General features: G+C 67.8%; 18 protein-coding genes. 9 read left to right on the top strand and 9 right to left on the bottom strand.

The genetic code is table 11. The features are described 5' to 3' along the window. Positions 1-55: 55 nt before the first annotated feature. From ASG40_RS09115 to coxB, 5 genes are all read right to left on the bottom strand, one after another. Entirely contained in the window at positions 56-673 is a 618-nt protein-coding gene (locus ASG40_RS09115; protein WP_055883941.1) for a cytochrome c oxidase assembly protein, read from the bottom strand. A gap of 12 nt (positions 674-685) precedes the next feature. Then, on the bottom strand, positions 686-862 hold the full coding sequence (locus ASG40_RS21150; RefSeq protein WP_156387634.1) for a hypothetical protein: 177 nt from the start codon (positions 860-862) through the stop codon (positions 686-688). Then, positions 859-1,830: a heme o synthase gene (locus tag ASG40_RS09105; protein ID WP_055884693.1), complete on the bottom strand. Its 972-nt coding sequence runs from the start codon at positions 1,828-1,830 to the stop codon at positions 859-861. Before ASG40_RS09105 ends, ASG40_RS21150 begins: the two co-directional genes overlap by 4 nt. Before the next feature lie 151 nt (positions 1,831-1,981). Continuing rightward, positions 1,982-3,607: a cytochrome c oxidase subunit I gene (ctaD, locus tag ASG40_RS09100; RefSeq protein WP_055883938.1), complete on the bottom strand. Its 1,626-nt coding sequence runs from the start codon at positions 3,605-3,607 to the stop codon at positions 1,982-1,984. Positions 3,608-3,671: 64 nt separating this feature from the next. Further along, the gene (gene coxB / locus ASG40_RS09095) at positions 3,672-4,514 is read right to left on the bottom strand and encodes a cytochrome c oxidase subunit II (RefSeq protein WP_055884690.1); all 843 of its coding nucleotides are present in this window, start codon (positions 4,512-4,514) and stop codon (positions 3,672-3,674) included. A 421-nt stretch (positions 4,515-4,935) separates the two neighbouring features. Between coxB and ASG40_RS09090 the strand changes: the two genes are divergently transcribed. The 6 genes from ASG40_RS09090 (at position 4,936) to ASG40_RS09065 (ending at position 12,077) form a co-directional block, all read left to right on the top strand. After that, a complete protein-coding gene (locus ASG40_RS09090) occupies positions 4,936-5,844 on the top strand; it encodes a LysR family transcriptional regulator (RefSeq protein WP_055883935.1) in 909 nt (302 codons plus the stop codon). Between the two features lie 122 nt (positions 5,845-5,966). Continuing rightward, a complete protein-coding gene (locus ASG40_RS09085; RefSeq protein WP_055883932.1) occupies positions 5,967-6,440 on the top strand; it encodes a formate dehydrogenase subunit gamma in 474 nt (157 codons plus the stop codon). Then, positions 6,437-7,996 (top strand): formate dehydrogenase beta subunit, encoded by a 1,560-nt coding sequence (locus ASG40_RS09080; RefSeq protein WP_055883929.1) that lies wholly within the window; start codon positions 6,437-6,439, stop codon positions 7,994-7,996. The genes ASG40_RS09085 and ASG40_RS09080 overlap by 4 nt, the downstream gene beginning before the upstream one ends. A 13-nt stretch (positions 7,997-8,009) precedes the next feature. Next, on the top strand, positions 8,010-10,871 hold the full coding sequence (fdhF, locus tag ASG40_RS09075; RefSeq protein WP_055883925.1) for a formate dehydrogenase subunit alpha: 2,862 nt from the start codon (positions 8,010-8,012) through the stop codon (positions 10,869-10,871). After that, positions 10,858-11,739 carry a formate dehydrogenase accessory sulfurtransferase FdhD gene (gene fdhD, locus ASG40_RS09070; RefSeq protein ID WP_055883922.1) on the top strand — a complete coding sequence of 294 codons (882 nt, stop codon included), beginning with the start codon at positions 10,858-10,860 and terminating at the stop codon, positions 11,737-11,739. The genes fdhF and fdhD overlap by 14 nt, the downstream gene beginning before the upstream one ends. A 47-nt stretch (positions 11,740-11,786) precedes the next feature. After that, positions 11,787-12,077 carry a formate dehydrogenase subunit delta gene (locus ASG40_RS09065; RefSeq protein WP_055883919.1) on the top strand — a complete coding sequence of 97 codons (291 nt, stop codon included), beginning with the start codon at positions 11,787-11,789 and terminating at the stop codon, positions 12,075-12,077. Between the two features lie 61 nt (positions 12,078-12,138). On the opposite strand, the gene ASG40_RS09060 is transcribed toward ASG40_RS09065, so the two are convergent. After that, complete coding sequence (locus ASG40_RS09060) at positions 12,139-13,011, bottom strand: hypothetical protein (RefSeq protein ID WP_055883916.1); 873 nt, start codon at positions 13,009-13,011, stop codon at positions 12,139-12,141. Positions 13,012-13,694: 683 nt separating this feature from the next. Between ASG40_RS09060 and gltB the strand changes: the two genes are divergently transcribed. Next, positions 13,695-18,410, top strand: a complete 4,716-nt coding sequence (gltB, locus tag ASG40_RS09055; RefSeq protein WP_055883913.1) for a glutamate synthase large subunit — start codon at positions 13,695-13,697, stop codon at positions 18,408-18,410. A 418-nt stretch (positions 18,411-18,828) separates the two neighbouring features. Next, positions 18,829-20,259, top strand: coding sequence for a glutamate synthase subunit beta (locus tag ASG40_RS09050; protein WP_055883910.1), 1,431 nt, complete (start codon positions 18,829-18,831; stop codon positions 20,257-20,259). A gap of 7 nt (positions 20,260-20,266) precedes the next feature. Here the strand turns inward: ASG40_RS09050 and ASG40_RS09045 are convergent, their stop codons facing one another. From ASG40_RS09045 to galE, 3 genes are all read right to left on the bottom strand, one after another. Next, entirely contained in the window at positions 20,267-21,682 is a 1,416-nt protein-coding gene (locus ASG40_RS09045; RefSeq protein ID WP_055883906.1) for an SGNH/GDSL hydrolase family protein, read from the bottom strand. A 99-nt stretch (positions 21,683-21,781) separates the two neighbouring features. After that, positions 21,782-22,957 carry a lytic murein transglycosylase gene (locus tag ASG40_RS09040; RefSeq protein WP_055884687.1) on the bottom strand — a complete coding sequence of 392 codons (1,176 nt, stop codon included), beginning with the start codon at positions 22,955-22,957 and terminating at the stop codon, positions 21,782-21,784. Between the two features lie 41 nt (positions 22,958-22,998). After that, positions 22,999-23,991: a UDP-glucose 4-epimerase GalE gene (gene galE, locus ASG40_RS09035; protein ID WP_055883902.1), complete on the bottom strand. Its 993-nt coding sequence runs from the start codon at positions 23,989-23,991 to the stop codon at positions 22,999-23,001. A 226-nt stretch (positions 23,992-24,217) separates the two neighbouring features. Between galE and galU the strand changes: the two genes are divergently transcribed. Further along, entirely contained in the window at positions 24,218-25,084 is an 867-nt protein-coding gene (gene galU / locus ASG40_RS09030) for a UTP--glucose-1-phosphate uridylyltransferase GalU (protein ID WP_055883899.1), read from the top strand. The last annotated feature ends 287 nt before the right edge of the window (positions 25,085-25,371 follow it).

Raw genomic sequence — 25,371 nt, 5'->3', positions numbered from 1 at the left:
GCTCCGCTGTTCGAACCCATAATGCGAGCGGCGCGACCTTGTCACGCCGAACCCGTCAGAAATTCGTCTTCGTCCCCGCCCCCGCGGGTGTCGCGATCGCAGCCGTGGGCTGACCGTTCTTCGACGCGAAGTAGGTGTAGGACAGCGTCATCTCGGTGAGATGGTCGGTGTTCGAATCCTTGCGCACGGCGGGATCGATATAAAACACCACCGGAAAATCCATCGTCTCGCCCGGCTGCAACGTCTGCTCGTTGAAGCAGAAGCACTGGATCTTGAAGAAATATCCCCCCATCAGCGCGGGCTGGACGTTGAAGGTCGCGATCCCGGTGGAAGGGGTGGAAGCGGTGTTCTTGACGCGGAAGAACACCGTCTTGGTCTCGCCGAGTTTCGCCGTGATCTCCCGGGTCTCGACTTGGAACTTCCACGGCAGCGAGGCGGCGACGTTGGTGTCGAACCGGACGAGCATGCTGTCGTCTTCGACGGCCGTCATCCCGACGCCGCGGCGGGGCGTTCCATCGAACCCGGTCGCTTTGCAGAACATGTCGTAGAGCGGCGCCGACGCGAAGGCGAGGCCGGTCATCGTCAGGACGAGGGCCAGACAGGCGAAGGCAGTGCGTGCGGCGCCCGTGTTCCTGGCCGCACCGTGGCGGTTGTCGCGGCCTGCATCCGACATACGGTCCATTCCTCAGATCGGTCGATTGAGAATCTGCGGTCCGAGCTTGGCGATCGTCAGGACATAGAAGATCAGGACGAGGGCGCCGAGAACGAAGGCGATGGCCATCGACCGCTTGCGGCGACGCTCGGCCTGCACGGCGTCGAGGGATTTGGGCACGACGTCGCCGCCGTCCGTCTCGCGGCTCACGTTAGGACCCCGCCGAGGGAAACACCACGGTAGAGGCCCAGGCCCTGTTCGGCCAGCAAGGCCGAGAACAGCAGGAACAGGTACAGGATCGAAAAGCCGAACATCCCGAGGGCTGCGCGCTTCTCGGCCTCGCCCTCGCGGTTGCGCATCACATGGACGCTGAAGGCGATCATGCCGAGGCCTCCGACAAGGCCGGTGATGCCATAGAGCAAGCCGCCGAAGCCCAGCGCCACCGGCGCCAGCCCCACCGGGAACAGGAGCAGGGAATATCCCACGATCTGGCGACGGGTGGAGGCCGGGCCGGCCACGTTGGGCATCATCGGGATACCGGCCTTGGCGTATTCGCCAGCCTTGATGAGCGCGAGCGCCCAAAAGTGCGGTGGCGTCCAGATGAAGATGATCAGGAACAGGACGATCGACTCGATCCCGACCGTACCGGAGACCGCCGCCTGGCCGATGATCGGGGGGAGGGCGCCCGCCGCGCCGCCGATCACGATGTTCTGTGGCGTCGCGCGCTTCAGCCACATCGAGTAGATCACGGCATAGAACACGATGGTGAAGGCGAGCAGCGCCGCGGCCAGCCAGTTGGCGGCGAGCCCGAGAATCATCACGGACCCCGCCGACAGCACGAGGCCGAAGGCCAGGGCCTCGCCGGGCTGGATGCGCCCGTCCGGGATCGGGCGCTTGGCGGTACGGGACATCACCGCGTCGATGTCGGCGTCCCACCACATGTTCAGGCACCCCGAGGCACCGGCACCGACCGCGATCATCAGAAGGGAGATGGTCGCCACCACCGGCTGGACGTGGACCTGCGAGACGACCATGCCGACGAGCGCCGTGAAGATGACCAGCACCATCACCCGCGGCTTGAGCAGCGCGAAAAAGTCGGAGACCTCGCCCTGGCCGGCGACCGACGGGAAGGTCTGCGGCTCGGCGCCAGCGGGAAAGCTGTTCGACAGGCTCGTCATGGCCACCATGCTTGGATTCGACGGTCGGAAGATCGGTCGCGCCGGTTGGCGTCGCCCCTTGCCGGATTTCCCCAAGGCGAAGGGGAGATCCGGGAAAGAGCGAGGACCGCCGGAGCGGTCCTCGCAACCCTTGTTCGAAGTCGGAAGAGCCTCAGTGGGCCGGCTCTTCGACGATGGTGGGCAGGGTCTCGAACTGGTGGAAGGGCGGGGGGGACGAGAGCGTCCACTCCAGTGTGGTCGCGCCGGGACCCCACGGATTGTCGGCAGCGCGGGTCTTCGAGCGGAAGGCGAGGACGACGCCGATGACGAACACCACCATGCCGAGGGCGAAGACGTGCCCGCCCCAGGTCGAGACCTTGTGCCAGCCGGCGAAGGCTTCCGGGTAGTCGGCGTAGCGCCGCGGCATGCCGGCGAGACCCAGGAAGTGCATCGGGAAGAACAGGATGTTCGCGCCGATGAAGGCCAGCCAGAAATGCAGCTTGCCGGCCCATTCCGGGATGACGTGACCGGTCATCTTCGGGAACCAGTAGTAGACACCGGCGAAGATGATGAACACCGCGCCAAGCGACAGCACGTAGTGGAAGTGCGCCACCACGTAGTAGGTGTCGTGCAGGTACTTATCGACGGCGGCATTCGCCAGGACCACGCCGGTGACCCCACCGACGGTGAACAGGAAGATGAAGCCCACGGCCCAGTGCATGGCGGCGGTGAAGCGGATCGAACCGCCCCACATGGTCGCGATCCAGGAGAAGATCTTCACGCCGGTCGGCACCGCGATGACCATGGTCGCGAAGACGAAGTACGACTGCGTCTGCAGGGACAGGCCGACGGTGTACATGTGGTGCGCCCACACGACGAACCCGACGACGCCGATGGCGACCATGGCGTAGGCCATGGCGAGGTAACCGAACACCGGCTTCTTCGAGAAGGTCGAGATGATGTGGGAGACGATGCCGAAGGCCGGCAGGATCATGATGTAGACTTCGGGGTGGCCGAAGAACCAGAACAGGTGCTGGTAGAGCACCGGATCACCACCACCGGCCGGATCGAAGAAGGTCGTGCCGAAGTTGCGGTCGGTGAGCAGCATCGTGATCGCGCCGGCGAGGACCGGGAGCGACAGGAGCAGCAGGAACGCGGTCACCAGCATCGACCAGGCGAACAACGGCATCTTGTGCAGGGTCATGCCCGGCGCGCGCATGTTCAGGATGGTGGTGATGAAGTTGATGGCGCCGAGGATCGAGCCGGCACCGGAGAGATGCAGCGCGAAGATCGCAAAATCGACGGACGGACCAGGGTGCCCGCTCGTGGAGAGCGGCGGGTACACCGTCCAGCCGGTGCCGGCACCGGCGGCGCCGGGGGCGCCTTCGACGAACAGCGAGCAGACCAGGCTGAGAAAGCCGGCCACCGTCAGCCAGAACGAGATGTTGTTCATGCGCGGAAACGCCATGTCCGGCGCGCCGATCATCAGGGGCACGAACCAGTTGCCGAACCCGCCGATCAGCGCGGGCATCACCATGAAGAACACCATGATGAGGCCGTGGCCGGTGACGAAGACGTTGTAGGTCTGCGGGTTGGCGAAATACTGAAGGCCGGGCTCTTCCATCTCCATGCGGATGCCGAAGGAGAGGAACGCGCCGATCATCCCCGCGCAGAACGCGAACAGGAGGTAGAGGGAGCCGATGTCCTTGTGGTTCGTCGACAGGAACCAGCGAGAGAAGAACGACGGCGTGTGAGATGCGTGGGCGTCGTGCCCGGTGTGTGCTGCGGCGGTAGCCATGCGATGCAGACCTTGGTTCAGGTGCCTGATGATCTCGTGTGGTTCTGGCGGTCCAGGACCCGGTTCAGCGCCGGGCGTCGGCGAACTTGGCGCCGTCGTCGATGGCAGCGAACTTCGTCTTTCCTTCGACGAGCCACTGCGCATAGGCCTCGTCGCTCACCACGCGGACGGTGATCGGCATGTAGGCGTGGCGTGTGCCGCAGAGCTCGGAGCACTGCCCGTGGAAGACGCCCTCGCGGTCGGCCTTGAACCAGAACTGGTTCAGGCGGCCCGGAACGGCGTCGATCTTGAAGCCGAACGACGGCATCGCCCAAGAGTGCATGACGTCGGCAGCGGTGACCTGGATCTTCACGATCTTGTTCACCGGCACGACCATCTCGTTGTCGACGTTCAGGAGCTTGGGAGCCTTCTCCTCGTCGAGGTTCGCGTCGAACTTGAAGCCGCCGCCGTTCTCCACCGCCGGATATTCGTAGGCCCAGTACCAGGCATGGCCGGTCACCTTGACGATCACGTCGGCCTTGGGATCGGAGAGCTGGGTCCGCAGCAGGCGGAACGACGGGATCGCCACCGCCACCAGGATCAGCACCGGGACGATCGTCCAGGCAACTTCGATCATGGTGTTGTGGGTGGTCTTCGACGGCGTCGGGTTGGCCTTCTCGTTGAAGCGGAAGACGCAATACAGGATCAGGCCCAGCACGAACAACGAGATGACGAAGGAGAGCCAATGAAGGCCGACCTCGAACGACAGGATCTCCCGCGCGTTCTCCGTCACGGGGATCTGCCGAGCCATCTGCCAGGGCTCGGGCTGACCGAGGCCGGCGGCGAGTCCCGACGACGACATTGCGAGGAGCGTGCCGAAGGCGCCGATCATCCCCATTGGAAGGTATTGCGTCCGCGTCCTGCGCATCTGCCTCTCGTGGCTCCGCTCGAATTTCATGGCCGGTGTCTCGGCCGGTCGCGCCCGCTTTAACGCCTGCTGCGCGATGCGCAATCCAGATGCCGCGAACGCCGCAACGGCTGCGTTGACCCGCAGCCTTGTTCTGTGTCGGCGTGTCAGACCACAATGGAGTTGACGGCGCAACCGCAACAGCGTCGCACAGGCGGGCCGAACGACCCTGTGGACAGTCCTCGGCGGTACTGGCCTCGTTCTGCGTTCGGGCTGCGAAAATCTCTCCGTTCGCACCCCACGACGTGCGAGGGACTGGCGCCACCGCCAACGCCGGTGGAGGAGACGCTTGGCTGAGGTGCTGCGCATCGTGACCGGTGCGGGCGCGGGCCAGGATGGCGTTGTCCGGGCGGGGCGGCGGAACGAGGAGCGGGTACCTGCGGTGATCGAGCGACTGGAATTCATCCTCGCGCTGGCGCGGGAGCGCCACTTCGGGCGGGCGGCCCAGTTCTGCAACGTCTCGCAGCAGACGCTCTCGGCCGGCGTCAAGCAACTGGAGGAGCGGCTCGGGGTGATGCTGGTCCAGCGCGGCTCGCGTTTCCAGGGGTTCACGCCCGAAGGCGACCGCGTGCTCGAATGGGCGCGGCGGATCGTGGCCGATGCCCGCGCCATGCGCCAGGAAGTCGCGAGCCTACGCCGCGGCCTCACCGGCATGCTCAGGCTCGCGGCGATCCCCACGGCGACGCCGGTGGTCGCCCTGTTGACCACGCCGTTCCGCGGCCGCCACCCCGACGTCTGCTTCTCCGTGCAATCGACGACCTCCACCGAGATCGGCCGCCTGATCGCCGACCGCGAGATCGATGCCGGCATCACCTACCTCGAGAACGAACCCCTGGGCCGCGTGACGACGGTCCCGCTCTACCGAGAACGCTACAAGCTTCTCACCGCGCTCGACGGCACCCATGGCGCCCGGGACGCCGTCACCTGGGACGAAGTCGGCCGCCTGCCCCTGTGCCTGCTGACGCCGGACATGCAGAATCGCCGGATCGTCGACGCGCACCTGAACCCGGACGGGCGGCCGACGGCGCCGCTGCTCGAATCGAACTCGATGATCGTGCTCCTCAGCCACGTGCGGACGGCGAAATGGGCCAGCGTGATGCCGGCGGTGCTCGCCGACAGCTTCAGGCTGGGCGACCGGGTGCGGGCCGTGCCCATCGTCGAGCCAGACGTCAGCCACGTCGTCGGTCTGGTCATGCCCGAGCAGGAGCCGATGACGCCGCTGTGCGCTTCCCTCCTGGTGGAGGCCCGCGCTGCCGCACCGACCATCGCGGATTCCATTGCTTCGCTCTGACTTTTTGCAGCGCAACATGAAGTTTTGACAAAAATGCCTTGTCGACCAACGGAACCGCGCGATTGATTCAGGAGTGGTGATATACGACTTAGAGCGAGACCAAACTGCAACGGGTTGGAACAATGGTGCCGCAAGAGCCCTGGAGCGCGACCCGCGCCGCGGGAATTATCGCCGAACACACCCACCTCGAAGGGGCGACGCTGCCGATCCTGCACGCGCTCCAAGAGACGTTCGGCTATGTCGACGAGGGCGCGGTGCCGCTGATCGCTGACGCGCTGAATCTGTCGCGGGCCGAGGTTCACGGCTGCATCACCTTCTACCACGACTTTCGCCGTCATCCCGCCGGGCGCCATCAGGTCAAGCTGTGTCGCGCCGAGGCGTGCCAGGCGATGGGGTCCGACGCCCTTCACGCCGAGATCCTCGGGCGCCTCGGCGTCGATTGGCACGGGACCACGTCCGACGGCCGCGTCACCGTCGAGCCGGTCTATTGCCTCGGCCTCTGTGCCAACGGCCCGGGCGCCCTCGTCGACGACCTGCCGGTGGCGCGCCTCACCGCCGATGGTCTCGAATCCGCCCTGACGGAGGTCGCCTCGTGAGCGTCACCCTTTACGTTCCCCGCGACGCCGTCGCCCTCGGGCTCGGGGCCAACCGCGTCGCCAAGGCCATCGCCGCCGGCGCCGAGCGGCGCGGCCTCGCGGTCGAGATCGTCCGCACCGGCTCGCGCGGCATGCTCTGGCTGGAGCCGATGGTCGAAGTGGCCACCCCGGACGGGCGCATCGCCTACGGGCCGGTGACGCCCGGCGACGTCGAGGCGCTGCTCGATGCCGGCCTCGCCGAAGGCGGCGCCCATCCGCTCCGCCTCGGCAGGCCCGAGGACATGCCCTATTTCGCCCGCCAGCACCGCCTGACCTTCCAGCGCTGCGGCGTGGTCGATCCGGTGTCCGTGCTCGATTACCGCGAGCACGGAGGCTACCGCGGCCTCGAAGCCGCGCTCAAGCTCGATGCCGAGGGTATCGTGGCCCAGGTGCGCGAGTCCGGCCTGCGCGGTCGCGGCGGCGCCGGCTTCCCGGCCGGCATCAAGTGGAACACCGTGATGCTCGCCAAGAGCGAGCAGAAATACGTCGTGTGCAATGCCGATGAGGGCGACTCCGGCACCTTCGCCGACCGGATGATGATGGAGGGTGACCCCTTCAACCTCATCGAGGGCATGACCATCGCGGCGATCGCCACTGGGGCGACGCGGGGCTACATCTACCTGCGCTCCGAATATCCGCAGGCCTTCGCGACGCTCAAGGAAGCGATCGCCAATGCCGAGAAGGCGGGCTTCCTGGGCGCCGATGTGATGGGCTCAGGTAAGGCGTTCCATCTCGAAGTCCGGCTGGGAGCGGGCGCCTACATCTGCGGCGAGGAGACTTCGCTGCTCGAGAGCCTCGAGGGCAAGCGCGGCATCGTCCGGGCCAAGCCCCCGATCCCCGCGCTAAAGGGCTTCCTCGGCCAGCCCACCCTCGTGAACAACGTGATGACGTTCACGGCCGTGCCCTACATCCTGGAGCACGGCGCCAAGTCCTATGCCGACTACGGCATGGGCCGGTCGCTGGGCACCCTGGCGATCCAGCTCGCCGGCAACATCAAGCACGGCGGCCTCATCGAATACGCCTTCGGCATCACGCTTCGCGAGATCATCGAGGATTTCGGCGGCGGTACGCAGAGCGGTCGTCCGGTTCGTGCGGTCCAGGTCGGCGGCCCGCTCGGCGCCTACTTCCCCGACCACCTCCTCGACACGCCCCTGGATTACGAGGCGATGGCCGCCAACAAGGGCCTCGTCGGCCACGGCGGCATCGTGGTGTTCGACGATACGGTCGACATGGCGAAGCAGGCCCGCTTCGCCTTCGAGTTCTGCGCCGTCGAATCCTGCGGCAAGTGCACCCCTTGCCGCATCGGCGCGACCCGCGGCGTCGAGACCATGGACAAGGTCATCGCCGGTACCGATACGAAGCGCAATCTGAGCATCATCGCCGACCTTTGCGACGTCATGACCGATGGGTCGCTCTGCGCCATGGGCGGGCTGACGCCCATGCCCGTCATGAGCGCGATCACCCATTTCCCCGAGGATTTCGAGCGTGGCGGACAGATGTCCGTCGCCGCCGAGTAAGGAGGCGCGACCCATGGCCCTCATCAAAGAGATCGACTACGGCACCCCGATCCGGGTTTCGGAGCAGACCGTCACCCTCACCATCGACGGCATGAGCGTCACCGTGCCCGCCGGCACGTCGGTGATGGCGGCATCGATGCACGCGGGAACGCAGATCCCGAAGCTCTGCGCCACCGATTCGCTGGAAGCCTTCGGCTCCTGTCGCCTGTGCATCGTGGAGATCGAGGGCCGCCGCGGCACGCCCGCCTCCTGCACCACCCCGGCCGAGAACGGCATGGTCGTCTCGACCCAGACGGACAAGCTCGCCAAGCTCCGCAAGGGCGTGATGGAGCTCTACATCTCCGATCACCCCCTCGACTGCCTGACCTGTGCGGCCAATGGCGACTGCGAGCTTCAGGACATGGCCGGCGCGGTGGGCCTGCGCGACGTGCGCTACGGCTACGACGGCGCCAACCACGTCAAGCCGACGTCGGACCAGTACCTGCCGAAGGACACGTCCAACCCGTATTTCACCTACGACCCGTCGAAGTGCATCGTCTGCAATCGTTGCGTGCGCGCGTGTGAGGAGGTGCAGGGCACCTTCGCGCTGACCATCGAGGGTCGCGGCTTCGACAGTCGCGTCGCCGCCGGTCCGACCAACTTCATGGAGTCCGAGTGCGTGTCCTGCGGCGCCTGCGTGCAGGCCTGCCCGACGGCGACGCTCCAGGAAAAGTCGATCATCGAGCACGGCCAGCCCGATCACTCCGAGATCACCACCTGTGCCTATTGCGGCGTCGGCTGCTCGTTCAAGGCCGAGATGCAGGGCACCCGCATCGTGCGCATGGTCCCCTACAAGGGCGGCAAGGCGAACGAGGGCCACAGCTGCGTCAAGGGCCGCTTCGCCTACGGCTACGCCACTCACGCGGACCGCATCACCAAACCGATGATCCGCGACAAGATCACCGACCCCTGGCAGGAGGTGACCTGGGAGGTCGCCATCGATCGGGCGGCGTCCGAGTTCAAGCGCATCCAGGCCAAGTACGGCAAGGATTCGGTCGGCGGCATCACCTCGTCGCGCTGCACCAACGAGGAGGCCTACCTCGTCCAGAAGCTCGTGCGCGCCGCCTTCGGCAACAACAACGTCGATACCTGCGCCCGCGTCTGCCATTCGCCCACGGGCTACGGCCTGATGTCGACGCTGGGCACTTCGGCCGGCACTCAGGACTTTGCCTCGGTGGCGCATTCCGATGTGATCCTGGTCATCGGTGCCAACCCCACCGACGGCCACCCGGTCTTCGCGTCGCGCATGAAGAAGCGCCTGCGCGAGGGTGCCAAGCTCATCGTCGCCGACCCGCGCAAGATCGACCTCGTGAAGTCGCCTCACATCGAGGCCGATTTCCACCTGCCCCTGAAGCCCGGCTCCAACGTCGCTTTCATCAACGCGATGGCGCACGTCATCGTCACGGAAGGACTCGTCGACGAGGCCTACGTTCGCGAGCGCTGCGATCTCGCCGATTTCGAATCCTGGGCCCGGTTCGTCGCCGACGAGCGGCATTCGCCCGAGGCGCAGGAGCGCTTCACCGGCATCGATCCGGCCGAGCTTCGCGGTGCCGCCCGCCTCTACGCCAAGGGTGGAGCCGCCGGCATCTACTACGGTCTCGGCGTCACCGAGCACAGCCAGGGCTCGACCATGGTGATGGGCATGGCCAACCTCGCCATGGCCACCGGCAACATCGGCATGCTGGGTGCCGGCGTGAACCCGCTGCGCGGCCAGAACAACGTCCAGGGCTCGTGCGACATGGGCTCGTTCCCGCACGAGCTTCCGGGCTACCGGCACGTGTCGGACGACGCCACCCGCGAAACCTTCGAGTCGCTCTGGGGCGTGTCCCTCGACAAGGACCCGGGCCTGCGCATCACCAACATGCTCGACGAGGCCGTCGATGGTTCCTTTAAGGGCATGTACATCCAGGGCGAGGACATTGCCCAGTCCGATCCCGATACGCACCATGTCACCGCTGGCCTGATGGCGATGGAGTGTATCGTCATTCAGGACATCTTCCTGAACGAGACCGCGAAATACGCCCACGTCTTCCTGCCGGGCGCCTCGTTCCTCGAGAAGGACGGCACCTTCACCAATGCCGAGCGCCGCATCTCCCGCGTCCGCAAGGTGATGCCGCCGCTGGCCGGCATCGGCGACTGGGAGGGCACGGTGCTGCTCTCCAATGCGCTGGGCTACCCGATGAACTACAGCCATCCGTCCGAGATCATGGACGAGATCGCCTCGCTGACCCCGAGCTTCTCCGGCGTCAGCTTCGACAAGCTCGACGAACTCGGCTCGATCCAGTGGCCGTGCAACGAGGCCGCCCCGCGCGGTACCCCGATGATGCACGTCGACCGCTTCGTTCGCGGCCTCGGCAAGTTCATGATCACCGAATACGTGCCGACCGAGGAGCGTACCGGGCCGCGCTTCCCGCTCATCCTCACCACCGGCCGTATCCTGTCGCAGTACAACGTCGGCGCCCAGACGCGCCGCACCGAGAACTCGCGCTGGCACGAGGAGGACGTGCTCGAGATCCATCCGTTCGACGCGGAGGTCCGCGGGATCGTCGATGGCGACCTCGTCGCCCTCGAGAGCCGGTCCGGCGACATCGCCCTCAAGGCGATCGTCTCCGAGCGGATGCAGCCGGGCGTGGTCTACACGACCTTCCACCATGCCAAGACCGGCGCCAACGTCATCACCACCGACTACTCGGACTGGGCCACCAACTGCCCCGAGTACAAGGTGACGGCGGTGCAGGTCCGGCGCACCAACCGGCCGTCGGATTGGCAGGCGAGGTTCTTCGAGGAGGACTTCTCGCTGACCCGGATCGCGACGCAGCTGAATGCCGCCGAATAGCGAGCCTTCGAACGCGGCGGCGGAGACGGTCCGCCGCGTTCCCACCCTGGTGGTGGCCTACGACGATCCGCAGGCGCGGGTCGGCGAGCGGCCCCTCGCGGTGGAGATGCCGGTCAACCTCGTCTACGGCAGCGTTCCCTACGCGGTCATGATGACGACGCCGGCCGATCTCGAGGACTTCGCCTATGGCTTCAGCCTGACCGAGGGCATCGTCGCGTCGTCGGACGAGATCCGAGGCGTCTCGGTGGAGGATGGCGAGGGTGGCCTGCGCCTTCTCGTCGACCTGGTTCCGGGGCGGTTGCGCGAACATCTCGCCCGCAAGCGCGCCATCAGCGGCAGGACCGGCTGCGGCGTCTGCGGCATCGACGATCTCGCCGCCCTTCCCAAGGCCGAGCCCCGGACAGGACGGGAGCAGACCGTGACGGTCGGAGCGGTGCAGCGGGCGTTGACGGCACTCGGCGAGGCGCAGGTGCTCAATCACGAAACCCGTGCCGTCCACGCCGCTGCCTGGGCCAACCGCGACGGTACGCTCGTCGCCGTTCGTGAGGACGTCGGGCGCCACAACGGGCTCGACAAGCTGATCGGCGCCCTGATCCGGACGAACACCGACCCCGCCGAGGGGTTCGTCGTGATCACGAGCCGTTGTTCGTTCGAGATGGTGGAGAAGACGGCCTCGTTCGGTGCGTCCGTGCTGGTGGCGATCTCGGCTCCGACGTCGCTCGCCATCGAGCGGGCCCGCCTTCACGATATGACCCTCTGCGCCATCGCGCGGTCGGATACCCTGACGCTGTTCACCGGCCGCGAACGGCTCGTCCTCGCGGAGCCGTCGGTGTCCGGCCAAGGCGTCGACCCCGTATCGGCGCTTTAACCGTCCCTCGATACCAGACCCGTCTCACGTCATCGAAAGCCCGAGCCATGAGCGCCCTCACCACCGACCAGAAGCTCGTCCGCATGGCGAACCAGATCGCCGGCTTCTTTCGTTCGTATCCCGATGAGGAGGCGGTGGCGGGCATCCACAAGCACATCGTGGCGTTCTGGACGCCGAAGATGCGCCACGCGCTGCACGCCTATGGCCCGAAGCCCGAGAGCGGCCTCGATCCGCTGGCATTGCAGGCGATCACGAGCGAGCCGGAAGGCGAAAGCCCCATCCGCGCCGCCACCCACGACCCGCAGCTCCAGGGAGCCGGCGCCAGCGACGCCGGCTGACGCGACTTTCGCGCACCGTCCTCATCGCGGAGCGATCCCGTCGATCGATGACGTCGGGGCGTCAGTCCTGGGTCGCAGGAGACTTGTCCCCGGCGCCGGGAACCACCGTCGCGCCGTCGATCACGCGGACCGGCCGCTTGGCGTCGGCGGGAGGGTCCTGCCAAGACGGGGCGCCAGACTTGGTGTCGCTCGTCGCGGGCGTGACACTTTGGGCCGGCGGCTGGACGGCGGCCGGCGTCGTGGGCGTAACGGCGGCAACCGGGGCCTCCGGCTTGGTGGCCGGAACCTCGGCGGGCCGTAGCGTCGGGGCCGGTGCCGCCGGCGTCGCGCGGACGGCCGGTGTCGTTCCGGCGGCATTGGGGCTGCGATCCCGCCCCCTGGCCTCGGTGGGCCGTGCCGGCGGGTTCAGGCGGCTGGTCCTGCGGGCAGGGTCAGCGTTGCGCCTGGCCGCATCGGGGTTGAGACCGAGCGCATTGGGATCGCCGGGTTCCACCCGCCTCGGTACGTCCGAGCGCAAGGGGACGCCGGGCAGGGGAGGGCCGAGATCGGCCCGCCTTTGCCGATCCGGGGTCCGCCCATAGGGGATATCGCCGGGGGGAATCGTCCGTTCGGCCTCGCGGCGGCGCGGCGCCACGTCCTCTTCCGTCCAACCGTAGGGACCCCGCGGCCGGTCGACGCGGAGCGGCGGCGGGACAAGCGGCTCCGACAGCCGGACGCGCCCGAGGACGGCCCCGTCGCGCGGGTCGAGGATCAGCCGTACTCGCCCGCCGTTCGGGCTTTCGGCCTCGACCACATAGGCGCGTCCGTCGAAGCGCGGCCGGGTGACGTCCGTGAAACCGCGGTCGTTGAGGCGCCAGACCACCGCGCGCGGCGGCATCACGTCGTCGAAAGGGTCGAAATACTGCGCGTGGGCCGAGCTTGCGCCGATCGTCACGGCGGCAACGAGCCCGAGCGCGAGGCAACGAAGAGGGGAAGATGAGCGCACAAGCGCCCTGCGACTCGTCGGCATGGGCTCGTTCATCCAATCATGGAAACCGGTGATCCGGAGGCCCGCTGTTGGCTCGGGTCCTCCGGCTCGGTCGGCGCGAGGTCCCGCGCCGCATTCCCGCCGTCTGTGCTCGGCGTGTCATGGTAGAGCGTCGGATTGGGGCAGCAATGCGGGACGATCCTGGCAACATCGCGCCACCGCTCCCGGGAGGAGGGAGGCAATCTTCCATACGCGCCCTTTCCGGCCTGCGGCGATGTCACGCCCATCCAGTGGAGACTTCGGGCCGGAAAAGCAGACGTCGCCCGCCTCGGAACCCTTGCTGGAATCGTGAAAATCTGTCATCCCGACGTTAGGACAGCATGGCTGTCCCATTTCGTCGTGAGCATCGTGGTCGAACCGCCCCATCCGACGATCGTTCGGAGTCCGGGCGAGACGTGGAGCCGGGCGCGTCAGCGGGACGGGTCGCGGCTCGCAGCGATGACCGGTACGGTGTCCGTCGGTATCGGATCGCATCCCGACCGGTGCCCGTCCGCGATCACGCGAAGATCGGTGCCGGACCACCCTGCCATCCGATGGTGGCAGGGCACGAAACATGCTCGTCGAGCGGGCAGACCTTTGACAGACGGGGGATGGTGAGCGTGACCGCATCTGCTGATTTCGGAACCCGCCAGGCGTCCATTCCCGCCACCCGCGACGGCGGCAAGCCGTTGACCGTCCGCGACGGCGCGCTTCCGCTCGCTCAGGGTCTCTACGATCCCGCCCGCGAGAAGGACGCCTGCGGTGTCGGCTTCGTCGCCGACATGCACGACCGGCGCAGCCATGGCATCGTCGCGCAGGGCCTGTTGATCCTGGAAAACCTCGACCATCGCGGTGCCGTCGGCGCCGACCCGAAGATGGGCGACGGTTGCGGCATCCTCACCCAGATCCCGCACGACTTCTTCAAGGCTGAATGCGAGGCCCTCGGCTTCGCGCTGCCGGAGCCCGGCCACTACGGCGTCGGCATGTTCTTCCTGCCCAAGGACGAGGACGGCCGCCGCATCGTCGAGGACATCGTGGCGCAGGTGCTCGCCGACGAGGGTCTGCCGCTGCTCGGCTGGCGCGACGTGCCGGTGGATTCCCAGGATCTCGGCGTGCGCGTCAAGGAGACCGAGCCGCATCACCGCCAGGTCTTCATCGGCCGCCCGGCTTCGGTGACGGAGGAGGATGCCTTCGAGCGCCGTCTGTTCACCGCCCGAAAGGTCATCTCGAGCAAGGTCTACGGGCTCAACGAGCCGCGGGTGAAAGCCTATTACCCGGTGTCGTTGTCGACCCGCACCATCGTCTACAAGGGCATGGTGTTGGTGACGCAGCTCGGCCGGTACTACCGCGACCTGCAGGACGAGCGCTTCGTCTCGGGCCTCGCTCTGGTCCACCAGCGCTTCGCCACCAACACCTTCCCCACCTGGCAGCTGTCGCACCCCTACCGGATGGTCGCCCACAACGGCGAGATCAACACGCTGCGCGGCAACGTCAACTGGATGGCCGCGCGCCAGGCGAGCGTCGATTCCGAGCTGTTCGGGAACGACATCTCGAAGCTGTGGCCGATCTCCTACGAGGGCCAGTCGGATACCGCCTGCTTCGACAACGCCCTCGAGTTCCTGGTGCAGGGCGGCTACTCGCTCGCCCACGCCATGATGATGCTGATCCCGGAGGCCTGGGCCGGCAATCCGCTCATGAACGACGAGCGCAAGGCGTTCTACGAGTACCACGCCGCCCTGATGGAGCCGTGGGACGGCCCGGCGGCCGTGTGCTTCACAGATGGACGCCAGATCGGCGCGACCCTCGACCGCAACGGCCTGCGTCCCGCGCGCTACCTCGTCACCGACGACGGCCTCGTCGTGCTCGCCTCCGAGATGGGCGTGCTGCCGATCCCCGACGAGAAGATTGTCGAGTCCTGGCGCCTGCAGCCGGGCAAGATGCTGCTGATCGACCTGCAGAAGGGCCGCATCGTCTCCGACGAGGAGATCAAGAGCGAGCTCGCCGCGGCGCATCCCTATGCGCAGTGGGTCAAGAACACCCAGATCGTTCTCGAAGACCTCAAGCCGGTCATTCCGCGCGCCTCGCGCTCCGACGTCTCGCTGCTCGATCGCCAGCAGGCGTTCGGCTACAGCCAGGAAGACCTCAAGCTCCTGATGGCGCCCATGGCCGTGACCGGCCAGGAGGCGGTGGGCTCGATGGGCACCGACACGCCGCTCTCGGCGCTCTCGGACAAGCCGAAGTCGCTCTACACCTACTTCAAGCAGAACTTCGCGCAGGTGACCAACCCGCCGATCGACCCGATCCGTGAGGAGGCCGTGATGAGCCTCGTCTCGTTCATCGGGCCGCGGCCGAACCTGCTCGACATGGAGGGCGCCTCCCGCAAGAAGCGCCTCGAAGTGCGCCAGCCGATCCTCACCAACGGCGATCTCGAGAAGATCCGTTCGATCAGCCATTTCGAGGACCGCTTCGACACCAAGACCCTCGACATCACCTTCCCGGCCGAAGCCGGGGCGGCCGCCATGGAGGGCGCCCTCGATCGCCTCTGCGACCGGGCCGAGGTGGCCGTGCGCGGCGGCTACAACATCATCATCCTGTCCGATCGCGGCCTCGGGCCCGATCGGATCGCGATCCCCGCGCTGCTGGCCACCGCGGCCGTCCACAACTACTTGATCCGCAAGGGGCTTCGGACCTCGGTCGGGCTCGTGGTGGAATCGGGCGAGCCGCGCGAGGTGCACCACTTCGCGTGCCTGGCCGGGTATGGCGCGGAAGCCATCAACCCCTACCTCGCCTTCGAGACGCTGATCGCGATGAAGGACGAGTTCCCGCCGGACCTCACCGACGACGAGATCGTCTACCGCTACATCAAGTCGATCGATAAGGGCCTGCTCAAGGTGATGTCCAAGATGGGCATCTCGACCTACCAGTCCTATTGCGGCGCGCAGATCTTCGATGCGATCGGCCTCAACTCGGCCTTCGTCGCCCGCGACTTCTTCGGCACCGCGACGACCATCGAGGGCATCGGCATGGCCGAGGTCGCCGAGGAAACCGCACGGCGCCACGCCGACGCCTTCGGCGACGCGCCCGTCTATCGCCACGCGCTCGATATCGGCGGCGAATACGCCTACCGCCTGCGCGGCGAGAGCCATACCTGGACGCCCGACAGCGTCGCCACGCTCCAGCACGCGGTGCGCCTCGGCCTTCCCGAGCGCTATCGCGAGTACGCCCGGCTCGTGAACGAGCAGGAGAACCACCTCAAGACGATCCGCGGCCTGTTCCGCATCCGCCAGGCGGCCGAGCTCGGCCGCGCGCCGGTCGACATCTCCGCCGTCGAGCCGGCGGCCGACATCGTCAAGCGGTTCGCCACCGGCGCCATGTCCTACGGGTCGATCTCGAAGGAGGCGCACGAGACGCTGGCGATCGCCGTCAACTCGTTCGGCGGTCGCTCGAACTCGGGCGAGGGCGGCGAGGAGGTCGAGCGCTTCAAGCCGATGGCGGACGGGCGCTCGCGCCGCTCGGCGATCAAGCAGGTGGCGTCGGGCCGCTTCGGTGTCACCACCGAGTACCTCGTCAACGCCGACATGATGCAGATCAAGGTGGCCCAGGGCGCCAAGCCCGGCGAGGGCGGCCAGCTGCCCGGCCACAAGGTCGACGCCAAGATCGCCAAGGTCCGCTACGCCACCCCCGGCGTCGGCCTGATCTCGCCGCCGCCGCACCACGACATCTACTCGATCGAGGATCTCGCCCAGCTGATCTTCGACTTGAAGAACGTCAATCCGGCCGCCGACGTCTCGGTCAAGCTCGTGTCGGAGGTGGGCGTCGGCACCGTGGCGACGGGTGTCGCCAAGGCGCGCGCCGACCACATCACCATCTCGGGCTTCGACGGCGGCACCGGTGCCGCACCGCTCACCTCGATCAAGCACGCCGGCGGGCCCTGGGAGACCGGACTCGCCGAGACGCAGCAGACGCTGGTGCTCAGCCACCTGCGCGGACGCGTCGTGCTCCAGGCGGACGGCGGCATCCGCACCGGGCGCGACGTGCTCGTGGCGGCACTGCTCGGCGCCGATCAGTTCGGCTTCTCCACCGCGCCGCTGATCGCGGCGGGCTGCATCATGATGCGCAAGTGCCACCTCAACACCTGCCCGGTGGGCGTCGCCACCCAGGACCCGGTGCTGCGCAAGCGGTTCAAGGGCACGCCCGAGCACGTGGTGAACTACTTCTTCTACGTGGCCGAGGAGTTGCGCGAGCTGATGGCCGGCATGGGCTTCACCAAGCTCGAAGACCTCATCGGCCGGGCGGACTTCCTCGATACCCTCGAGGTCATCGCGCATTGGAAAGCCAAGGGGCTCGACTTCTCGAAGCTGTTCCACCGCCCCGACGTCGGTCCCGAGGTGGCGATCCGGCACATGGAGAAGCAGAAGCACCCCATCGACGAGGTGCTCGACCGCCGCCTGATCGCCAAGGCCGGGCCGTCCCTCGAGTCCGGTGAGGCCGTGGTCATCGAGGACGTCATCCGGAACTCGGACCGCACGGCGGGCGCGATGCTCTCGGGTGCGGTGGCCAAGCTCTACGGCCACGAGGGCCTGCCCGACGACACCATCGTCGTGAACCTGTCCGGCACCGCCGGCCAGAGCTTCGGCGCCTGGCTCGCGGCCGGCGTCACCGTGAAGCTCACCGGGCACGCCAACGATTACGTCGGCAAGGGCCTGTCCGGCGGTAAGCTGATCATCCGGCCCTCCGACGCGTTGAAGGCGCCTGCCCATCACACCATCATGGCCGGCAACACCGTGCTGTACGGGGCGATCGCGGGCGAATGCTACATCCGGGGTTCCGCCGGCGAGCGGTTCGCCGTGCGCAACTCGGGCGCCATCGCGGTGGTCGAGGGCATGGGCGACCATGGCTGCGAGTACATGACCGGCGGCGTCGTGGTCTCGATCGGCGAGACCGGACGCAACTTCGCGGCGGGCATGTCGGGCGGCATCGCCTATGTGCTCGATGCCGACGGCTCGTTCGCGGCCCGCTGCAACCTGTCGATGGTCGATCTCGAACCGGTGGAGGAGGAGGACGACGTGATGCGGCGCTTCCATCAGGACGGCGACCTGGAGACCAAGGGCCGCGTCGACATCCTCGCAGACATGTCGGGCCACGACGAAGAGCGCCTGAGCCAGCTCATCACCAACCACCTGAAGTACACGGGAAGCCCGCGTGCCAAGGCGATCCTCGACGATTGGGCCGGCTACCGCACCAAGTTCGTCAAGGTGATGCCGGTGGAGTATCGTCGGGCCTTGCGCGAGATGGAGATGGCGCGGATGCCGGTGGCGGCGGAGTGATGTCGACCGGATCGTAGCTGGGCTCCCGGCGGGGAGGGCACCTACGATCCGGGCAGGTGCGATGGGACGGCGGTGGCATGCAGAGGCGGTCCCTCGCTTCCCACCGGGGTCCTTGCGGAAAGGGGGGGGGGCTCCTTGTGCCACCGGTGAAAGGGCGGCGAGGTACCCTTCATCGTCGACAGCGCGTTTGTCGCGCACGACCCAGGGATGCGGACGCCGGATTCGGTCTTACTTCGCGCCCGGAGATCCGGGGTTGGCTCACCGGTTGCACCGTTGACCTCCGGGCGGGGCGGACCGGCGCTGCCACTGACTTCACATCGGTGATGCGCCGATCATAGACGACACGGGCTACTTGAGCGGCGGCGGCCCTGCGCCCTGCCTCTCGACGGATCAGACAGACGCGCGAAAGACGGGCACGATGGGCAAGGTCACTGGGTTTCTCGAATTCGACCGGCAGGAGCAGAAGTACCAGCTCGCCGCCGACCGCGTTCGCCACTTCCGCGAGTTCACGCTGCCGCTCGACGAGCACGACCTGAAGAAGCAGGCGGCGCGCTGCATGGATTGCGGCATCCCCTTCTGCCACGGCGACACCGGCTGCCCGGTCCACAACCAGATTCCGGACTGGAACGAGCTCGTCTTCCAGACCGATTGGGAGGAGGCGGCGCGCAACCTGCACTCCACCAACAACTTCCCCGAATTCACGGGCCGCATCTGCCCGGCGCCCTGCGAGGAGGCATGCACGCTCAACCTCGAGAACCAGCCGGTCGCCATCAAGACGATCGAGCAGGCTATCGCCGATCGCGCCTGGAACATGGGCTGGGTCAAGCCCGAGCCCGCCGAGATCCGGACCGGCAGGAAGGTGGCGGTGATCGGCTCGGGCCCCGCCGGGATGGCGGCGGCCCAGCAGCTCGCCAGGGTCGGCCACGAAGTCCATGTGTTCGAGCGTGAGCCCAAGGCCGGCGGTCTGCTCCGCTACGGCATTCCCGACTTCAAGATGGAGAAGCGGCACATCGACCGGCGCGTGACGCAGATGGAAGCCGAGGGGGTCAGATTCCACTACGGCGTCAATGTCGGCGTGACCAAGCCCCTCGACGAACTCACCGCCGAGTTCGACGCGGTGCTCTTCGCCGGCGGTGCGGAGGATCCGCGCAATCCGCAGCTTCCCGGTCAAGAGCTCGCCGGGGTGCATTACGCGATGCCGTTCCTCGTCCAGTCGAACCGCCGCGTCGGTGCCGAGCCGATGCCGGGCAATGGCGAGCCGCCGATCCTGGCGGCGGGCAAGAACGTCGTCGTCATCGGCGGCGGCGACACCGCATCCGATTGCGTCGGCACCTCCTTCCGCCAGGGTGCCCTGTCGGTGACGCAGCTCGACATCCGGCCGCGTCCGCCGGAGCGCGAGGACAAGCTCAGCGTCTGGCCGTACTGGCCGACCAAGATGCGGACCTCGTCGAGTCAGGCCGAAGGCGCCGAGCGGGAATTCCAGGCGGCGACGCTGCGGCTCGAGGGCAAGAAGGGCAGGCTCACGGGTGTCGTCTGCACCCGCGTCGACGAGAAGCGCCAGCCGGTGCCGGGCGGCGAGTTCGTGCTTCCCGCCGATCTCGTATTCCTGGCGATCGGTTTTGCCGGGTCCGTCCGCAAGGGCCTGCTGGAGGAATCCGGCGTCGTGATGGACAAGCGCGGCAACGTCACCGCCAACGAGCGCGACTATCGGACCTCGCACGAAAAGATCTACGCCGCCGGCGACATGCGGCGCGGCCAGTCCCTCGTGGTCTGGGCGATCCGCGAGGGCCGTCAGGCAGCGCGCTCGATCGACGAGGCCCTGATGGGAGCCAGCGTCCTTCCCCGCTGAGGCCGCTTCAGCTCGGCGGCCAGCGGAAGTCGTCGGCCCGGCCGGGCTGGGGCGGCGGTGCCGCCCCGCGCTGGAGGGTGCGCTCCACCGTTCCGCTGGCATCGGGTTCGCGCGGCCTGCCGTTCATCAGGGCGCCGCCCGGGGAGATCTCGGCGCGGCTCAGCGGCACCACCGGCCCCGCCGCCGGCTTGACCGGCAGGGCGGGGATGCCGGGCGGTTCGGGCAGGCTCGGCAGCATCGCCGTGATCAGCTTGTCGATCGCGGCGGTGTCGTCGAGCTTGGGCGGGTCGGCGTTCAGGGCCGGGCCAGACGGTGTTGTCGCGATCGCGGCGGCGGGCTGCTCCGACAGCGGCGTGCCGGCTCCCATCATCCGCTTCAGTTCCACATCCGCGAAATGCGCCACCTTGCGGGAGCCCGCACCGGTGAAGTGGACTCCGTCGGCGGTGCGCAACTTGGCCGGCTGTCCCTCGAGGTCCGGGCCGGTCGCCGCGTAGCGGTTGCGCTCGTCGACGAAGCCCGGCCAGATATCGACGTAGGTTCCGCCCGCCCTTGCCACCCGCTCGCGATAGATGTCGTTGAGAGTGGTGAGGTCCTTGGTCAGGCTGTCGCTGCGCATCGGCGGCGTGCCGACCCAGATCAAGGGGATCTTGCGATCCGCGAACACCTTCACGAGGGCGTCGACCCGGTCACGGTAGATGTCCCGCCAACGCTCGCTCAGGACCTCGACGGTCTGGTCGCCCTCGCGAATCGGCTGGCGATCGTTGGCGCCCAGCATGACGAGGGCGTAGGCCGGCTTGGGCCCGGTCTTCAGATACTCCTCGGCGACCTTGGGCCAATCGACCACGTCCTTGCGCACGAGGCCGCTGTCGGCCTTCGAGCGATCGACGACCTCGACATCGGCATTGTCCTCGAAGACGTCGTCGAGGCCGCGACCGAGGTAGCTCGCCAGGGAATCGCCGAAGACGGCGAGCCGCGTGGTGGGCTCGACCTTGGGTGCGGTCGGCTTGGGTTGCGCCGCCACCGCTGGCGCCGGTCGGGGGCGTCGGGCCGCGGGTGAGGCCGGCGCACGCCGGTCGTCGCTGTAGGTGCTCGGGGGCGGGGCGCTACGCGGCCGGGTCGGCCGTGCCGACGGGACCGGCGCCGGCTGCGCCTGCTGCGGCCTGTCCTCCCAGGGCCAGAAGAACTGCCGGGGCGCCTCCTGCGGCTGAGGGGCATAGCGGCGTCCGGTCTGGCGGCCACCGCCGCCATAGCCCCCGTCGTCCCGGTAGTAATCAGGGGCGCGGCGTCGCGGCACGTCGTCGTAATCGCCCCATTGCGCGAGGGCCGGAGACACGATCCCCATGAAGCCCGTGGCCACGATCGCGCACAGGACGATGCGTCCGTGCCGATGGGCCGTGGTCGCGCGAAACGTCGTGGCTGTCATCGGCACGCGGTCCCATCGTCGCGGGTCCGTGGACGCGGCCCGACTTCGTCAGGGCGGCAGTATAGGCGGCATCCGGCGGGGCGGCGAATCCCTCGTGTGTCAGTGGGCTGCCTTCAGGTGCGCCAGCAGGCTCGCGCTCGCGTAGCCGTCGGCGACGAGGCCGGCGCTGATCTGATAGCGCCGCACCGCCTCGCGCAGCTTCGGCCCGGCCCGGCCGTCGGCATTGCCATCGTAGAAACCCTTCGCGGCGAGCGCCTCCTGCAGCGCCTGAAGGCCCGTCTTGTCGAGACGGGTCGCCGCATTCGGCCAGGGCGCCGACAGGGCAGGTCCGCCAGCCAGCCGGTCGGCGAGATGACCGATGGCGAGGGCGTAGGAATCGGAGGTGTTGTAGCCGCGGATGACCTCGAAATTGCCGGTGACGAGGAAGACCGGCCCCCCCGCACCGCCGGGCAGGAACAGGCTGGCCTCGCCGCTGCGCGGCAGGTCGCGGCCGTCGACGCGCCGGACGCCGCGGGCGCCGAAATCCGCCAGGTCGCCGCGATATCGCGCGAGATCGTACCCGGGCGGCAGCGTGACGGCGTAGCCCCAGGAGAGGGCGGGGTTCCAGCCGAGGCTGCGCAGGAAGGCGGCGATCGAGGCCAGCGCATCGGCGGGCGACGTCCAGATGTCGCGCCTGCCGTCGCCGTCGAAGTCGACGGCGTGCTTGAGGTAGTTCGAGGGCAGGAACTGCACCTGTCCCATGGCGCCCGCCCAGGAGCCTTTCATGGCTTGGGGGGTGATGTCGCCCTGTTCGAGGATGGCCAGCGCCGCCAGCAGTTCGTCTCGAAACAGGGTGCCACGGTGCTTCGCCTGCGCCAGGGTCGCGAGGGAGCGGACCACCGGCAGCGTCCCGCCGCTGGCGCCGAAATCCGATTCGACGCCCCAGATCGCCAGGATCACCCAGCGCGGCACGCCCGAGTCGGCTTCGATGCGCGCCAGCGCGGCGTCGAGCCGCGCCGCCTCGGCGCGCCCACGCGCGATCCGACCGGGCGAGACGGCGCCCACGAGATAGTCCCACACCGGGCGTCCGAACTCGCCCTGCGCCTTCGTCCGCGCGAGGACGGACGGGTCGGGTTCGCGCACGTCGGCGAAGGCCCTGTCGAAGGTCGCATCGGAGATGCCGCGGCTGCGGGCGTCCGGCCTCAGGGTATCGAGGAAAGCGCGGAACGCCAGGGCCCCGGCCTGCACCGACTCCGCGGGGGACGCGGGGGCCGCCTCGACGCGACCCGCCGCCATGACGGCGAGCGCGATCGCCAGGATCGGGGCGGACGGGCCGATCACGTCCGGTTACGCCTGGTCAGGGCGTCCTCCCAGGCCAGTGCCTGGGTGACGATGCCCGTGAGATCGTCGTGGCGCGGCCTCCAGCCGAGCCGGTCGCGGATCCGGTCCGCCCCGGCGACGATGCAGGCGGGATCGCCGGCCCGTCGCGGCGACAGGCGCACGGGGAAGTCGACGCCCGAGACGCGCCTGACCACGTCGATCACCTCCAGCACCGAATAGCCGCGCCCGTAGCCGCAATTGAGCGTCAGGCTCTCGCCGCCGGCCCTCAGGTGGTCGAGGGCGAGGCGATGGGCCTCCGCCAGGTCCGACACCTGGATGTAGTCGCGCAGGCACGATCCGTCCGGGGTCGGATAATCGGTGCCGAACACCTCGAGGTGCGAACGCTGCCCGAGGGCGGCCTGCGTCGCGACCTTGATGAGGTGGGTGGCGTTGGGCGTCGACTGTCCGGTGCGTCCGCGCGGGTCGGCGCCCGCGACGTTGAAGTAGCGCAGGATGACGTAGCTGAAGCCATGCGCCTTGGCCGCGTCTGCGATCATCCATTCGCTCATCAGCTTGGAGCGACCGTAGGGATTGATCGGCGAGGGACCGAGGTCTTCGGGCACCGGCACCGTCTCCGGCTCGCCGTAGACCGCGGCGGTGGAGGAGAAAATGACGTGTTTCACGCCCTGCGCGACCGCGGTCTCGATGAGGGCGCGGGTCTTGACGGTGTTGGCGAGGTAGTAGCCGAGCGGGTCGGCGACCGAATCCGGCACCACGATCCGTGCCGCGAAATGCGCCACCGCGTCGACGCCGTGGCGGCGGATCACGTCGGCGACCAGGGCCTGGTCGGCCACATCGCCCACCACCAGCCGCACTTCCGGCGGTAGCGCCCAGTCGAACCCGGTGGAAAGGTCGTCGAGGACGACGATGTCGTCATGGCCCGCGTCGATCAGCGCGAGGACCATGTGGCTGCCGATGTAGCCGGCGCCCCCCGTCACCAGAACCGCCATGTGGAACTGCCTTTCGATATCGCCGCGTGACCGCCCGGAGCGAGCCCTCCGCGACGAACCCGGGAAAGGGCAGGCGACTTATCCTGCCGGACAAGCGGACGTTATATCGAAAATGCACCACATCGTTTATGCCGCATGAGGGATCGTGATGGCAGGCAGGGCTGGTCCATCCGAGACGACACGTCCACCGTCCGCCTTTCCACCTCTCCGCACCGGGTTCCGCTCGATGAAACCGATTCGCAAGGCCGTCCTTCCTGTCGCGGGCCTCGGCACCCGCTTTCTTCCTGCGACGAAGGCCGTCCCCAAGGAGATGCTGACGGTGGTCGACCGGCCGGTCGTCCAGCACGTGGTCGACGAGGCGCGCGAAGCGGGCATCGAGCACTTCATATTCGTGACGGGCCGCAACAAGGCGGTGATCGAGGATCATTTCGACATCGCCTTCGAACTCGACCAGATGCTGCGCGAGCGCGGCAAACAGGCGGCCTACGAGGATTTGAAGCGCGACCTGCCCAAGGCCGGCCAGGTCAGCTTCACCCGCCAGCAGGCGCCGCTCGGCCTCGGCCACGCCGTCTGGTGCGCCCGCGAGATCGTCGGCGACGAGCCCTTCGCCGTTCTCCTCCCCGACATGCTCAGCCGCGGCTGCATGGGCCAGATGCTCGCCGCCTACGAGCGCCACGGCGGCAACGTGATCGCCGTCGAGGAGGTCGCCCCCGAGGAAACGCATCAATACGGCATCGTCGGCGTCGGGGAGACCTTCGGCCAGACCTTCGAGATCAACGGCATGGTCGAGAAGCCCAAGGCCGGCACCGCGCCCTCGAACTTCATCATTTCCGGCCGCTACATCCTCCAGCCCGAGATCTTCTCGATCCTGGAGCGTGGCGAGAAGGGGGCCGGTGGCGAGATCCAGCTCACCGACGCCATGATCGCCCTGTCCCAGCAGCAGAGTTTCTACGGCATGCATTACGAGGGGCGGACCTACGACACCGGCTCCAAGATCGGCTTTCTCGCCGCCAACATCGCCTACGCCCTCGAGCGACAGGATCTCGCCGGCCCGCTCAAGGCCGAGATCGCGCGGCTTCTGCGCGAAGACTGAGTGCGTCCCTGTGCGAGAGGAGTGCCGGACTCGCTGCCATGACCGGCACCCCGATGGGGGCCGGGCAGGCACGAGCCGAACGACCGACATCGTCCCGCTCGACCTCGATGGGGATCGCTGCGCTTAACGCGGCGGGGGCATGCGCACAGCGCAGCCGGAATGTGCGAAACGGCTCTTGTGTTTTGTGCGACGCAAATTAATTATTGCATTGCGAGATCGCGATGGCGTCGCGGTCTGGCAGCCCTTCTTGGGCGTTTCCTCCCTAGACTTCGGGCCGCTCTTCGGAG

It is taken from the genome of Methylobacterium sp. Leaf399 (assembly GCF_001424525.1).
In the GTDB taxonomy this organism is placed as follows: domain Bacteria; phylum Pseudomonadota; class Alphaproteobacteria; order Rhizobiales; family Beijerinckiaceae; genus Methylobacterium.
Note: the sequence above shows the minus strand (reverse complement) of the source record. Positions and strands in the feature narration are given on the sequence as shown.